We start from the raw sequence: 13,943 nt of genomic DNA, 5'->3' as shown, positions 1-13,943 counted from the left end.
ATAGGAAAATATTATAGTGCAGCAAGAGCTGCTTCGTAATTTGGTTCATCTGCAATTTCTGCAACTTGCTCTGTATGTGTAATTGTACCGTCAGCATCCACAACAATAATTGCTCTTGAATGTAAACCAGCCAAAGGTCCGTCAACGATTTCTAAACCGTTTGCTTTACCAAAACTTCCTTCTTTAAAATCAGATAAATTAACTACATTTTCTAAACCTTCTGCACCACAAAAACGTTTTTGAGCGAAAGGTAAATCTCTAGAAATACATAAAACTTTTGTGTTTTCTAAATCGCTTGCACTTTGATTAAATTTTCTAACAGATGCTGCGCAAGTTCCTGTGTCAACACTTGGAAAAATGTTTAAAACTAATTTCTTACCTGCGAAATCACTTAATGAAGCAACTGATAAATCGTTTTGAACTAATTTGAAGTCAGCAAGTTTAGAACCAACTGCTGGTAACTCTCCTGATGTATGAACTGGATTACCTCCTAATGTTATTGAAGCCATGATTTTTGTTTAAAATTAATGAGGTTCAAAAGTAAGGATTAATATTTGAATGTAAAAGTATTTGTTTTGGGTTTAAGGAGAGATTAAGGTTGATTTTTGGATAGCCACGAATTCACGAATTTGTCTCATAATTTTAGGTTTATTACGCTTGTCAGGCTGAGCGGAGTCGAAGCCCGCGTAAGTAGCTCCACAATTTAAATTGCTCATCTTTTTCGATTTGCTTTGTGTAGGTTTCGACTCCGCTCAGCCTGACAAAGGTTTTGCGAAAACTGTGACTGAACACTAAATACTGTAAACTAAAAAAAAGCGTCTCTTATTCAGAAACGCTTTCTCGGTCATGTTTTTTTGTTTTTTCTCTGAAAAAGAGGTCGATATTATTTATCAATCGAGCCCAAAACGCGTTTCATGAATGCATTTAAAGCTTCTTTTTTATCAGTTCCCTGCGAAACCATTTTGTGCACTTCAAGAGCACCATACATATTTGAAATCAATTCGCCAATTACATCTAATTCTTCATCTTTTAAAGAATGAATTTCGGTCATAGCTTCTAGAACTTCGATAGTTTCAATGATATAATCCTGATCGTTTTCTTCGATAAATTGTGTTAAGTGCTTTATTACTGGTAATTTCATAATTTAGACTTCTTAGATTTTTAGACATTCTTAGACTTCTTAGACCTTTTTTAAATTGTAGACAACATTTAAGAAGTCTAAAAATCTAAGCCAGTCTAATTAATCTAAATTTAAGCAATAGCGTTTACAAGATCGATTAAAACTTCTTGTTTGTTGGTTTGAGTTTCTCCAACTAATTGTCCGTTTACAAAAGTTGCAAATGTTGGCAAGTTACTAACGTTAGCAAGCTTTCTTGATTCAGGAGAATTTTCTGCATCAACCAAAACAAAAGTGATAGCTTCATTTTCTGTGGCTAATTTTTTGAATTTTGGTTTCATAATACGGCAGTTTCCACACCATGATGCTGAATATTGTACTACTACTTTTTCGTTTTTAGCAACTAAATCTGCTAACGTATCTTCGTTTAAGTCGATTAACATAAGTTTTATTTTTAAGACACTAAGTTGCTAAGGTTCTAAGATGCTAAGTTTGCTCTTGAACCGAATAACTTTGTGTGGATTTATTTGATTTTTTTTTTAAGTCATTAAGATTCTAAGATCTAAGTGTGATCTTAGAATCTCTTGACTTTTATTGTAGAATGTGTTTAAGATTCAAAAGTTAAGTTAAAAAAACTTAGCATCTTAGAACCTTAGTATCTTAGCAGCTTAATTAGCGCTTAAGTATTCAGCAGTACTTAGTCTGTCAGCAGACATTGCTTCTTTACCAGCTTCCCAGTTTGCAGGACAAACTTCTCCTTTAGTTTGGATGTGAGTATAAGCGTCAACCATTCTTAAGTATTCGTTTACGTGACGTCCTAATGGCATATCGTTTACACTTTCGTGGAAGATTTTTCCAGTTTCGTCAATTAAGTAAGTAGCTCTGTAAGTTACGTTTGAACCTTCGATGATAACTGAATCAGTATCTTCGCTGTAGCTTGTAGATTCGATATCAAGAATACCTAAAATGTTAGCTAAGTTACGGTTTGTATCTGCTAAGATTGGGTAAGTAACACCTTCGATTCCACCATTGTTTTTTGGAGTATTTAACCAAGCAAAGTGAACTTCGTTAGTATCGCAAGAAGCACCAATTACGATAGTATTTCTTTTTTCGAATTCTGGTAATGCAGCTTGAAAGGCGTGTAATTCAGTTGGACATACAAAAGTAAAATCTTTTGGGTACCAAAATAAAAGTACTTTTTTATTGTTGTTTACTGCTTCTTCAAAAATGTTGATTTTTAAATTGTCACCCATTTCTGAGATAGCATCTACTGCAATACTTGGGAATTTTTTTCCTACTAAAGACATAATATTCGTTTTACGTTAAAAATTTATTTGATGCAAAAGTAGGGCATAACTACAGGTTCTTACAATAAGATGTGATTATAAAAATTTATAAGTTAATAAATTTTGATTATGTCTGTTTGTAAATTATTGAATATCAATATTTACAGGAAGAGTCCCGCTGGTGATAAAATTTTCTAAAAATTGAATTCCTGCTGTTTTTTGAAATTCTTCAAAATCTTGATACGTCTGAAATAATCCTGAAGCCTTTTTAAGATTCGGAATTATTGGTAAAACGTATGGGTTTCCAAAAACATAAACAATACATTTTTTGGTTTGAAGTAAATCAGAAAGCAATTCTAGAATTTCAGTATCGATTTCGAAATTATTCATTGGTTTTGCTTTTGGAACAAATAATGAAATAATAATGGTTTCAAAATTTTCTAATTGATTTTTAATCGTTGTGATATCTGAAACCTCTAGATTTTCAAAAGCAAATTCTGGTGAAGGTAATTTTGTATTTAAAGTTTTGAAGAAGCTGTTTTCGATATTTTTATATAAACTTAGTTTCGCAAGTTTATTGTTTTTTTGAGCTTCAAAAGCTAATTCTGTACTTGAATTATCAATAAGTTTTGTAATCACATTTTGAGCAATCTGCAAATTTAATTCTGATGTTCTTTCAAAATCTAATTCGCCTGAAACAGCTGTGTTTCCAGATAAAATTCCAGCTTTTTCTTTAGCTTTCATAATTCTATTAAAACTTTCTTCGATACGTTCTGGTGAGGCATTTTTTAAGATTTCTTCGATTCCTTCGGGAACATTTTCTGCAAAACATAAAACATCGTTTCCAGCGTTAAATGCTTCCCATTCTAAATGTCCTTTGGTTTCATATAGTTTGGAAACGCTGTGCATATTTAGAGCGTCAGAAATAACCAAACCATCATAACCTAGTTTATCACGCAAAAGATCTTGAATAACCGCTTTTGATAAAGTTGCCGATGTGTCTTTTCCGTCATTCAAACTCGGAACAGCCAAATGACCAATCATAATCGAATCGACATTATTTTCGATTCCTTTGATGAAAGGATACAATTCGTTTTCCATTAATTCCTCAAGAGTTTCCTTTAAAACGGGCAAACCTAAATGCGAATCAACATTCGTATTTCCGTGTCCAGGAAAGTGTTTCAGGCATCCAAGAACACCAACTTCTGACATTCCGTTTAAATATTCAATCGAGAAATCGGCTACTTTTTCTTTGTTTTCACCAAAAGAACGATATCCAATAACCGGATTATTTGGGTTATTATTAATGTCTGCCAAAGGCGATAAATTATACTGAATTCCTGCGGCTTTTAAATCTAATCCAATTTGTTTTCCAACTTCGTAAACTAACTTAGATTTGTTTGCTGGCAAAGCACCAAGTGTAATGGCGTACGGATATTGTGGTGTTTTTTCGATACGCATTGCTAATCCCCATTCAGCATCAATACTGATTAAGAGGGGAGTAGAAGCCGCTTTTTGATAACGAGCAATCAGGACTTTAATTTTTTCGTAGCTGTCATCGTTAAAAACAACTTTCTTCTTGCTTTCGTAGTTCGTTGCTGCACTTGCACGACTATGAAAAAAAGTTAGTCCGCCAATATTATGTTCTTTTATAAGGCGTTCTGTTTCCTGAATATTTTCTTCGGTATCGTTGATGAAAACGGCAGGGAAAAAGAACTGTCCAATTTTTTGTTTTAATGCTTCGGTTGTGATTTTCATTTTTATAAAGTCTTTTTCATACATACACTATTATCGACCTTTTCGTAAGGCGGATAATTTGGAATGATGGTATAGTTTAATTTTTGATATAAGTTGATGGCTTCTGGCTGGTTTTTGCCCGTTTCCAGAATAGTGTGTTTGTATTTTACTTCGGCTGCCCAAATTTCTAATTCGGCCAGTATTTTTGAGGCTATTCCTTTTTTTTGATAGTCAGGATGAACATACATTCGTTTTATTTCGACCGTATCTGATTCTTTTTCTCTAAAAGCACCGCATCCAACAGCTTTATCATTTTCATAAAAAACAACGACGTGTTTTATTTTATCGGCTTTATTAAACTGATTGTAAAATGCATGATCGTCGCCGTCTCTAATGGCCAAATCCTGATCTAATAAAACAACCAGATTTTTAAAATCGATATCGTCAGAATTTGTTCGTTTTATGGTAATCATGATTTCTGAAATAGTGTAAAATCGCTTTTATTTTAGTTTTGCTTTCTTTTGTTTTGTCAATTGTTTTTTGGTTTCAATTGCTTTTTCCAGTCGGTTTTTAAAACGGAAAAGTTTTGGCAAACCTTCAATTCTGTCTTCGATTGTAATCGCTTCATATACAATAATCGCTTTTTCTAAAACCCGAATTTCATTGTCTAGATCGAGCTGATTTTTGTAAATAACGGCAAGTCGATCATAAGAATGATTTCCTTTAAAACCTTCTTTTATATTTTCTTCGTATAACGCAATTGCTTTTTCAATTTCTCCAGCTTTTTCAAATTCAATTGCTTTCAGGTTTCTTTCGGCCTGTTTAGTTTCATTGATTTCCATGGGCGTTATAAGGTATAGCGGTTATTCTATTTTTTTACCGAAATCTTTCGGGAAATCTAAAAATCTAGAAAGTATCAAACCTGGAATTGTAGCTAATAATACCCAGATAAAGAAATTTTCGTAGCCTAGATATTTTTGTATAAACCCACTTAACATTCCCGGAAGCATCATTCCTAAAGCCATAAAACCTGTTGCAAGAGCGTAATGTGCTGTTTTCGATTCTCCTTCGGCAACATGTATTAAATACATCATAAAACCTGTAAAACCAAAACCGTATCCAAACTGCTCAAGAACAACTGTTATACAGGTATAGAGATTTAGAGGAGAGTTAATTTCGAAAAAATACAGATTTAAATGCAGATGAAAGATTTCTTCAGGTTGAAAATGAGCTAATCCAATAAAACCAATAATAGGTAAATGCATAGCAAGAAACATAGGTAGCATCCATTTTGTAAGTCCATGTTTAGAGATTGCAATTCCTCCTAAAATTCCTCCAACGGTTAAAGCAAAAATACCCAAAGTCCCATAGATTATTCCAACTGCTTCCGTATCTAATCCCATTCCGCCCAATTCTTTTCCGTCAAGTAAAAAAGGACTTAACATTTTTAGCAGCTGAGATTCTCCAAGTCTGAAAACAAGGATAAAAGCCAAAATTAAACCAATTTGCTTTTTTTGAAAGAAGCTGATAAATACCGTTGCAAAGCTTTGGTGCTGCTGTGCTTTTTTATCATTTTCAGATGCGTTTATTTCATTTTTTGGCGTGAAGATAAAGTTGTAAGCAGTTATAAATGTCATTAATAAACCAACAGCAATCATGGTATAGGACCAAGCTTTGGTATTATCACCATATTTATGTTCGAGATAACCTGCAAAAAGTACAATTAATCCATTTCCTGCTAACATCGAAAGTCTGTAAAATGTACTTCTGATTCCGAGGAAAAAAGATTGCTGTTCTTTTGGTAAAACCAATAAATAAAAACCATCGCTGGCAATATCATTTGAAGCCGATGCAAAAGCAGCGACCCAAAAAATAGCCAGTGTCATTATAAAGAAACCATTGAGCGGAATTGTAAATCCTACGAGTAAAAATGCAATTGAAATTAATAACTGCATCGATAAAAACCATTTTCTTTTGGTTCCGGTCAAATCAATAAAAGGGCTCCATAAAGGTTTGATTACCCACGGAAGATATAATAAACTGGTGTAAACACCAATGTCTTCATTTGAAATTCCTAAGTTTTTGTACATAATTACCGAAACAGAGATAATTACGGCGTATGGCAATCCAGAGGCGAAGTTAAGAAGTGGGATCCAAAACCAAGGAGAGTGATTATCTGTTTTCATTAGGTTGGGCAGGTAAATAGATTTTAAAATTCTTTTTTAAGTCAACAGCGGTTGGAGTGCTTTCATTGGCGTAATAGTCAATAAAGGTAACCGCGCAGGCTTTGTATGGTCTGATTTTTTCAGAAGGGATTGAAAATGAAATAACGCCATCTTTTTCAATAACTCTTACTTTGTCGATTATTTTTGTTGCATCATTAATGTCAACTTTTGAAATATGATCACCGCCATAAATTACAATATAACGCACATTTGTATTAAGCGGATTTTTTAAGCTGAATGAATATTTTGTACTGTCTTTTACAAATTCAGTAACGACAGGCGTATCAATAATAATGTGTTTTAAATTAGGAACGGCTGCAGGAATTGCAGGATATTTATATTGATTTTCTTCTAAAATTCGAGCTACATCAAAGTTTTTATTCATAAACCATTTCGAGCTGAAATAAGCGCTGCCCGAAACATTTTTGAAACTTCTTGCAAAGTCCACCTGCGTTGGAATTTCATTGGCAAAATTCCAGCTTTTATCGCCGTCGCCTCTAATTTTATACGAAGCGTGTCCGATATAAATAGCGGTATTGTTGGAGTTCTCTGACCACCATTTTACCAATTTTGAGTACGAAGCTCTCGGGTTGTTCATGCTCCAGTATAGTTGTGGTAAAATATAATCGATCCACTTTTGATCCATCCATAACAGAGGATCAGCATATAAATCGTCATAGTTTGAAGTCGATTGTGTTTCAGAACCTTTAGGGTCTTGTGTTTTATTTCGCCAAACGCCAAACGGACTAATTCCGAATTGAACCCACGGTTTGCTTTCTTTTATTGTAGTAGAAATGGTGTGTACAAAGTTGCTCACATTTGCGCGACGCCAGTCAGAACGGCTTAAGCCTGAACCATATTTTTTGAAGGAAGCATTATCATTAAAAACTTTTCCAGGAATCGTATACGGGTAAAAATAATCATCAAAATGAATGGCATCAATATCATATTTATCAACTACTTCTTTAACTACTTTAGTTAAATGTTCCTGAACTTCAGGTAAAGCAGGATCGTAATACCATTTTCCGCCATATTCAATCATCCATTCTGGATGTTTGAAAAGATCATGATTTGGACTTAATTGCTGCTTATTTAAATCGAAAGTGGCACGATAAGGATTCAGCCATGCGTGAAATTCAAAGCCTCTGTTGTGTGCTTCTTCAATCATCCATGCCAATGTATCATAATACGGATTTGGTGCTTGACCTTCTTTTCCTGTCAAAAATCTTGACCAAGGTGCTAGTTCTGTTGGGTAAATAGCATCACCTACACTTCTAATTTGAACAATTACAGCATTATAATTTAGTTTTTTATAGGTATTTAAAATTTCTAAATAATCAGCTTTTTCTTTTTCAACATTATCAATTGATGTTTTTGGCCAGTCGATGTTTACCACGGTGGCGATCCAAACACCTCTAAATTCATTTTTAGGATGCATTACTTTTTCTTGTGAAAAGGATTTCCATCCGAAGAAAAATAAAAATAGTACAGAGAACAGTAAGTGCTGGTTTTTATGCATTTCAATCTTTTTTAACAGAAACCAAAAATAGTTTTTTTAATGGATTATAATAAATAATTCAGAAATTATAATTTGAACGTTATTTATGCGGATTTCTTACAATTGGTTTTTGTTTTTTACGACAGTTTTTACCGATTTTCAGTTTTTGGCAATTACTGTTTGATATTACTAGTTTTTGTGATAATAAATTAAATGTATTTAGTAGATAAAAATCGAGGCGTAACTAAACGCCTCGATTTTAATAGATCTTATATTGCAGGATCTGGAGGTGTATTAGTATTGTTGTTTCTTTCAGAATCTGGATACGGATACCAATTACGGTTTCTTTCTGCACCCGGAGTTCCAGCACCTGGACGATCAAATCTTCTGCTGTCTTCAAGTTTTAAACTCGACATATACATTTCAATACAGCGATTTCTATAAATTTCAGTTAGAATAGCTGGTTTTGTTAGTGCTCCCGTGTATGGCGGCAGATTTGCTCCAATTCCGTAAGTATCACCGGCAGCAGTTTTAGTCAAAACTTTGTTTAATTCTATAACAGCTTGAGGCAGATTGTCTTTTCTAGCATAAGCTTCTGCTGTAATCAGTGTCATTTCACCTGGTAAATAAACAGGAATCGGCTTAAGATTAGTATCAAAAAAGCCAGTTGCAACTGTAGGATTTGAACCTGGTTTAATGTAGAAATTTAACCTTCCGTCAGAGCTAGAAGGAGCTAAAGCAGCAGGCAGACCTAATGTTAAATCAACAGGCTGAAATACATTGTTTGTAGTTATAGAAATATAAGCAATTGGATTTGGGCTAATTTGATCGAAAGCAAATACAGATTTTACTGCAAGATCAACTTTGGCAGCATATGCAATGGCATTGTCATAATCTCCAGCCATTAAATAAGTTCTTGCTAAAAGTGCATAGACTGTGTTTTTGTAATTAACAGTGCTTACTAAACCAGTAACTCCAGTTGCTTTGTCTAAAAGAGGTTCTGTAGCTTTTAGAATTTTTATAGCTTCGGCTAAAACATCGGCTCTAGTGTCAAAAGTGGCATTTTTTCCTGTTTTTAGAGGAACACTTTGAAAATACTGAACCATTGTAGTTATTGCCATTGCTTTGAAAATAGTAGCGTGAACGAGAACGCTCGCTTTTTCAGTTTCGGCAGTTAAAACATCAATATGATCAATAACTTTTTGCGATTCTGACTTAATCACAAGGCATTGCGACCATAGATTATTTACTACATTATTTTTAGTAGAAAGTACTTCGCCGCCCACAGAAAGTTCACCTTCGTCAACATTTCCTGCATTTAGCAATCGGAGTTCTTTTGTTGTAAATCCGTTTCCAGTAATTGTGTTGTAAACAGGGCTGGTTCTGTCAATAGTCCAAAGTTGCTGCAATCCGTTTGCAGCACCAATAATTCCTTCTCTAGAACCAAAAACTAAATCCTGAGAGGGTTTGGTTGGATCTAAATACTCTTCGTTGCAGCTTATTAAAAGTGTTGCAAAGGCTACTATAGGGATGAATATTTTTTTCATAATATTTTTATTTGATTAAAATTGAACTTTTACTGCCAATGAGTATGAACTAGGAATTGGCACTGTTCCAAAATTGTATTTCGCCACCGAAGATTGTCCGCCAGAATTTGTTTCTGGATCGAAACTCGTAAAATTATCCCATGAAATTAGGTTTCTTCCGCTTGCAGTAATCACTAAATCATCAAAGAAACTATTTAATTTTCCAAAAGAATAATTTAAAGATACCTCTCTTAATTTTAAGTAGCTTCCGTCTACAACTCTAAATTCTTCGATGTTGTAAACAGACCAAATGTATCCACGAGGCAATTCTCCATTAAGTTCTTTAGCAACTAATGTTCCAGAACCCACACCTTGTCTTGTTCTATAATCTGCATCAAAAACATCTACGCCTTGTACACCATCAAATAATACAGATAAACCAAATTTTTTGTAATTAATATTTGTTCCGAAAGAAATAATATAATCTGGATTTGGGTTTCCAATTTGTTTGTTCAAAATTGTTCCTGTAGGCTGTCCAGAAGCATCTCTTTGCGGAGCTCCAGTATTTACGTCTCCTTTTTCAGTTTGAGGATAACCAGTTGGTGTAAGTAATAAGCTTCCATCTGCATTTCTAGCAAAGTATGTACCGTAGAAAATACCAATTGGCTGGTTCATTTCAACAAAAACAGGTGCTCCGGCTAAATTGCTGTCTAGTTTAAAACGCTGCTGTGGTAAGCCGGTTACTTTATTTCGGTTGCTGCTGTAGTTTACAAAAACATCAAGATGCAAGTTTTCTTTTTTGATAAGATCATATTTAAGGTTTACTTCAAAACCTTTATTGTTCATTTGACCAATGTTCTTAATTGTATTTGTTGCACCTTCAGAAGCTGCTAATTGAACAGGCAGTAACAAATCATCAATATCAGCATTGTAATAACTGAACGATAAATTTAAACGATCTTTTATAAAACCAAAATCACCACCTATTTCATAAGTAACACTTTGTTCTGGTTTTAAATCAAGGTTTCCTTGTTTGAAACCTTCAATAGTAAAAGTACTATTTCCTAAAAGTGTTCCTGTAGAGTAATTTGTAAAACGAGCATACGGTTTAATAGCTGTTAAACTTCCTGATTTTCCCCATGAACCTCTAAGTCTCGCTGAACTTACAACATCATGAATACCGTCCATGAATTTTTCGTCAGAAAGGACATAACTTAAACTTGCTTTTGGATAAAACTGAGATCTATTGTCTTTAGAAAAAATAGTTGAAGCATCTTGTCTTCCTGCCAAAGTAATGTATAATTTGTCTTTATAACCAATCGTTTCCTGAAGATAAAAACCCCATAAATTGTATTTTGACTGACTTGAACTTGGTGAACCCGGAATCAAGGTATTGAAAGCATTAATAGTTTCAATAAATGGTTTTAAGTTACGTCCTTCAACAGCAGCAAAATTATCACGATACGTTTGTACGTTGTAACCTCCGTAAGTTGTTGCTTTCCATTTGTCGTTTATATTCCAAAGATATCTTAAGTTCAAGTCATTATTAAATTGAACCACTCTGTTCGTTGCTTCAGAAACATAACCGTCATTATAATAAGCAGGATTAACCACATATGGATATCTCGGAATAAATACATTTCCTCTTTGGTTATAATTGTCAATACCAAAAATCATATCGGCATTGAAATTTTTAAAAGGAACATAATTTAATTGCAAGTCCGAAATAATACGATCTGTATTTTGTTTGATTTTGAACGTTTCTATAATAGAAAGCGGATTAACTCTATTAGGATCAACTGCTAATAAGTTCCCATTAACATCTCTTTTATTAATATCATAAGTATTATTGGTAATATTTATAGCATTAATTGGACTCCAGAAAACGTTTCCATCTGGTTTTTCATTTGAAGCAGAATTAATGTAATTTAAACCAACAGTCGCAGATAATTTTGAATTAAAGTCGTGTTTTAATCTTACTTTTGCGCCCGCTCTTTTAAAATCGGTATTTTTTATAATTCCTTCATTTACCAAATAACCAAGCGATGCAAAGTATTTTGTTTTTTCATCTCCGCCTTGCAATGAGAAATAAGTATCTGTTCCAACACCAGTTGTAAAAATGTCATCTTGATAATCGTAACGTTGTACATCTATAGTTCTAGTTTCAAGATCTCTTCCTAATACATTTACAGTAGTTGGACTTTTTGGATTTCCTTGAATAGGGAATAACGCAGGTGAAGCATTTACAAACTGTTTGTTTGAAGTATTCAGATCAAGTTTTTTTCGAATTGAATTAGAAGTTACACTAGTAGAAAAAGTATATCTTGTTTCGCCGGCAACACCTTTTTTGGTTGTAATTAAAACCACACCATTAGCTGCTCTCGATCCGTAAATTGCAGCGGCAGCGCCACCGTTCAATACTTCGATACTTTGAATGTCGTTAGGATTAATATCAGACGATCTGTTTTGACCAATCTGCATATTAGAGTTTCCAGTTGTTACATTTAAGTTCGTTACGTTTGTTGTAGCATTGTTTAAAACAACTCCGTCAATAACATACAAAGGATCCGAAGAACCTAAAATAGACGATGTTCCTCTAAGTTTAATACTAAAACCTCCGGCAGGATCACCTGAGTTTTGAGAAACCTGAGCCCCTGCAATTTTACCTTGCAATGCAGTCGAAAGTCCGCCTGGCTGTGCTTTTATCAAGTCTTCGCCTTTTAAACTGGTAACAGCGTTTCCTAACTCTTTACGAGTAGCGCGTACAGTAGATCCAAGTACCACAACTTCAGAAAGAGTGTTGGTTTCTTCCGCCAGTCTTAGATTAATTACACTAGTGCCGCTGGAAATTTTGACCTTTTTAGTACCAAAGCCAACAAAACTAAAAATTAATGTTTCGTTTTCATTTGCAGAAATGCTGAATTTTCCGTCTAAATCGGTTACGGTGCTTTTGGAAGTTCCTTCTATTAAGACAGAAACCCCAGGCAGCGAAAGTCCGTCAGATTCACTTTTAATTGTACCACTTACGGTTTTTGTCTGAGCAAATATGGGCTGCGCAAACAAAATGGTTCCAAATAAAATAAATAATAGTTTTTTCATATTACAGTATTTGATTAGTTATAGAATCTAAATTTAGAAAAATTTTTTAATAAATGCGATTTTTTGCATCTTATTTAATTTATTATATACAAAATGCATAATAATGCATTTTATTTTTTTGTTTAATCGTTATTTCTGATTTGTAAGCGTGTTTGGTAAATTATCACTCTTAAAACGTGCATAATAATGCAATATATTTTATATTTGTAAAAAAAATCAGATGCTTAAAAGAGAAAGACATCAATTTATCATGGATAAATTTAAGAATGTCGAAAAAATCAATACTATTGATCTCGCTTTAGAATTAAATATCTCTGAAGATACAATACGCAGAGATTTTAATGAATTGCATAATAAAGGCTTGATTAATAAAGTTTACGGAGGCGCTTTTCTAGTAAAAGATAAGCCAAGCAGTGTGTTTGATATTGCTATTGTTAATGAAGATAAAAAAAACATAGTAGGTCAAAAAGCCCTGTCGTTTTTAGTTGACGGACAAGTAATTATAATGACTGGAGGAACTACCAACTTAGCTTTTTGTAAACTTATTCCAAAAGATTTATCAGCTACTATATATACGTATAGTCTGCCCATAGCCATGCAGTTATCTCAGCATCCTAATATAGAACTGATTTTTATTGGAGGGAAATTGCAAAAAAATGCAATGGTAACCGTAGGAATAGACGTAGTGCAAGTACTGTCAAAAATTAAAGCCGACGTTTGTTTTTTGGGTGTGAGCAGTCTCGACGTAAATCAAGGACTTACCGAAATGGGCTACGAAGTTTCGATTATTAAAAAAGAAATGATTAAAGCTTCTGCCAAAGTTATTGTCTTGGCAACTTCAGACAAGATCAACGGCAAAATGCCACATAAAGTCTGCGATCTAAATCAAATAGATGCTATTGTAACTGAATTAAGTCCTAATAGTTCTAAAATTAAAAATTTTGCCGATGCCGGCGCTCGTTTGTTTTGAGAAGTAATTGACTTTTTAAAATCTTAAACCGTTGCAGTTGATTATACAAAAATTGATTTTCTATACCGCCACATGAAAGAATTTGCGCAGGAGCCTGGGAACTAGTTATCTACTTTTATATTACAAATAATCTTTGATAACTATTCTGCAGCTCCTACACCTCCATATCTAGTATCTTTATATAATTCTTTAAAATCAGATATGTTGTAATAATTATTTTTCTTAAATTCTTCTTCAAATTTGTCCTCATTTAGTCTTGGGAAAAAAACAAAAAGATCAGATGAATCGAAATTTTGAGAAAGTTTAGTTGAATAATAGCAATATAATGCCTGAATTCTAATTTCTTGATTAGAGTTATTCTCATCAATTTTCGGAAAATGTTCCCTCAAAAAAGCAAGATATTTTTCTTTCGCTTTTGCATCAGATTGCTTCATAATTTCAAAAATTTCTTTATGAAAAATATATTTACCATCGCAAGTTTTTGT

General features: G+C 33.5%; 13 protein-coding genes. 1 reads left to right on the top strand and 12 read right to left on the bottom strand.

Going from position 1 to position 13,943, the window contains the following annotated elements:
- Positions 1-11: 11 nt before the first annotated feature.
- From tpx to BOW55_RS11225, 11 genes are all read right to left on the bottom strand, one after another.
- Positions 12-509 carry a thiol peroxidase gene (gene tpx / locus BOW55_RS11275; RefSeq protein WP_089054576.1) on the bottom strand — a complete coding sequence of 166 codons (498 nt, stop codon included), beginning with the start codon at positions 507-509 and terminating at the stop codon, positions 12-14.
- A 374-nt stretch (positions 510-883) separates the two neighbouring features.
- Positions 884-1,141 carry a hypothetical protein gene (locus BOW55_RS11270; RefSeq protein ID WP_129024194.1) on the bottom strand — a complete coding sequence of 86 codons (258 nt, stop codon included), beginning with the start codon at positions 1,139-1,141 and terminating at the stop codon, positions 884-886.
- A gap of 110 nt (positions 1,142-1,251) precedes the next feature.
- A complete protein-coding gene (locus BOW55_RS11265) occupies positions 1,252-1,560 on the bottom strand; it encodes a co-chaperone YbbN (RefSeq protein WP_007805605.1) in 309 nt (102 codons plus the stop codon).
- A gap of 225 nt (positions 1,561-1,785) precedes the next feature.
- On the bottom strand, positions 1,786-2,424 hold the full coding sequence (locus BOW55_RS11260; protein ID WP_129024193.1) for a peroxiredoxin: 639 nt from the start codon (positions 2,422-2,424) through the stop codon (positions 1,786-1,788).
- Positions 2,425-2,547: 123 nt separating this feature from the next.
- Entirely contained in the window at positions 2,548-4,161 is a 1,614-nt protein-coding gene (locus tag BOW55_RS11255; protein WP_129024192.1) for a glycoside hydrolase family 3 protein, read from the bottom strand.
- A 2-nt stretch (positions 4,162-4,163) separates the two neighbouring features.
- The gene (locus tag BOW55_RS11250) at positions 4,164-4,613 is read right to left on the bottom strand and encodes a GNAT family N-acetyltransferase (protein WP_129024191.1); all 450 of its coding nucleotides are present in this window, start codon (positions 4,611-4,613) and stop codon (positions 4,164-4,166) included.
- Positions 4,614-4,640: 27 nt separating this feature from the next.
- The gene (locus BOW55_RS11245) at positions 4,641-4,982 is read right to left on the bottom strand and encodes a hypothetical protein (protein ID WP_129024190.1); all 342 of its coding nucleotides are present in this window, start codon (positions 4,980-4,982) and stop codon (positions 4,641-4,643) included.
- 21 nt (positions 4,983-5,003) lie between these two features.
- The gene (locus BOW55_RS11240) at positions 5,004-6,326 is read right to left on the bottom strand and encodes an MFS transporter (protein ID WP_129024189.1); all 1,323 of its coding nucleotides are present in this window, start codon (positions 6,324-6,326) and stop codon (positions 5,004-5,006) included.
- Complete coding sequence (locus BOW55_RS11235; RefSeq protein ID WP_129024188.1) at positions 6,313-7,884, bottom strand: glycoside hydrolase family 10 protein; 1,572 nt, start codon at positions 7,882-7,884, stop codon at positions 6,313-6,315. Before BOW55_RS11235 ends, BOW55_RS11240 begins: the two co-directional genes overlap by 14 nt.
- A 248-nt stretch (positions 7,885-8,132) precedes the next feature.
- Entirely contained in the window at positions 8,133-9,410 is a 1,278-nt protein-coding gene (locus BOW55_RS11230; RefSeq protein WP_129024187.1) for a RagB/SusD family nutrient uptake outer membrane protein, read from the bottom strand.
- Positions 9,411-9,425: 15 nt separating this feature from the next.
- Positions 9,426-12,488, bottom strand: coding sequence for a SusC/RagA family TonB-linked outer membrane protein (locus BOW55_RS11225; RefSeq protein ID WP_129024186.1), 3,063 nt, complete (start codon positions 12,486-12,488; stop codon positions 9,426-9,428).
- Between the two features lie 220 nt (positions 12,489-12,708).
- Between BOW55_RS11225 and BOW55_RS11220 the strand changes: the two genes are divergently transcribed.
- Complete coding sequence (locus BOW55_RS11220) at positions 12,709-13,458, top strand: DeoR/GlpR family DNA-binding transcription regulator (protein ID WP_129024185.1); 750 nt, start codon at positions 12,709-12,711, stop codon at positions 13,456-13,458.
- Between the two features lie 140 nt (positions 13,459-13,598).
- On the opposite strand, the gene BOW55_RS11215 is transcribed toward BOW55_RS11220, so the two are convergent.
- Positions 13,599-13,943 (bottom strand): hypothetical protein (locus tag BOW55_RS11215; protein ID WP_164975026.1); only part of this gene is annotated, 345 nt, incomplete at its 5' end.

The organism is Flavobacterium sp. YO12, from assembly GCF_004119495.1.
Lineage (GTDB): Bacteria > Bacteroidota > Bacteroidia > Flavobacteriales > Flavobacteriaceae > Flavobacterium.
Note: the sequence above shows the minus strand (reverse complement) of the source record. Positions and strands in the feature narration are given on the sequence as shown.

Bases quoted from the DNA above. Each gene is read 5' to 3' on its own strand.
- tpx (WP_089054576.1), bottom strand. From the start codon at position 509: ATGGCTTCAATAACATTAGGAGGTAATCCAGTTCATACATCAGGAGAG.
- BOW55_RS11270 (WP_129024194.1), bottom strand. From the start codon at position 1,141: ATGAAATTACCAGTAATAAAGCACTTAACACAATTTATCGAAGAAAAC.
- BOW55_RS11265 (WP_007805605.1), bottom strand. From the start codon at position 1,560: ATGTTAATCGACTTAAACGAAGATACGTTAGCAGATTTAGTTGCTAAA.
- BOW55_RS11260 (WP_129024193.1), bottom strand. From the start codon at position 2,424: ATGTCTTTAGTAGGAAAAAAATTCCCAAGTATTGCAGTAGATGCTATC.
- BOW55_RS11255 (WP_129024192.1), bottom strand. From the start codon at position 4,161: ATGAAAATCACAACCGAAGCATTAAAACAAAAAATTGGACAGTTCTTT.
- BOW55_RS11250 (WP_129024191.1), bottom strand. From the start codon at position 4,613: ATGATTACCATAAAACGAACAAATTCTGACGATATCGATTTTAAAAAT.
- BOW55_RS11245 (WP_129024190.1), bottom strand. From the start codon at position 4,982: ATGGAAATCAATGAAACTAAACAGGCCGAAAGAAACCTGAAAGCAATT.
- BOW55_RS11240 (WP_129024189.1), bottom strand. From the start codon at position 6,326: ATGAAAACAGATAATCACTCTCCTTGGTTTTGGATCCCACTTCTTAAC.
- BOW55_RS11235 (WP_129024188.1), bottom strand. From the start codon at position 7,884: ATGCATAAAAACCAGCACTTACTGTTCTCTGTACTATTTTTATTTTTC.
- BOW55_RS11230 (WP_129024187.1), bottom strand. From the start codon at position 9,410: ATGAAAAAAATATTCATCCCTATAGTAGCCTTTGCAACACTTTTAATA.
- BOW55_RS11225 (WP_129024186.1), bottom strand. From the start codon at position 12,488: ATGAAAAAACTATTATTTATTTTATTTGGAACCATTTTGTTTGCGCAG.
- BOW55_RS11220 (WP_129024185.1), top strand. From the start codon at position 12,709: ATGCTTAAAAGAGAAAGACATCAATTTATCATGGATAAATTTAAGAAT.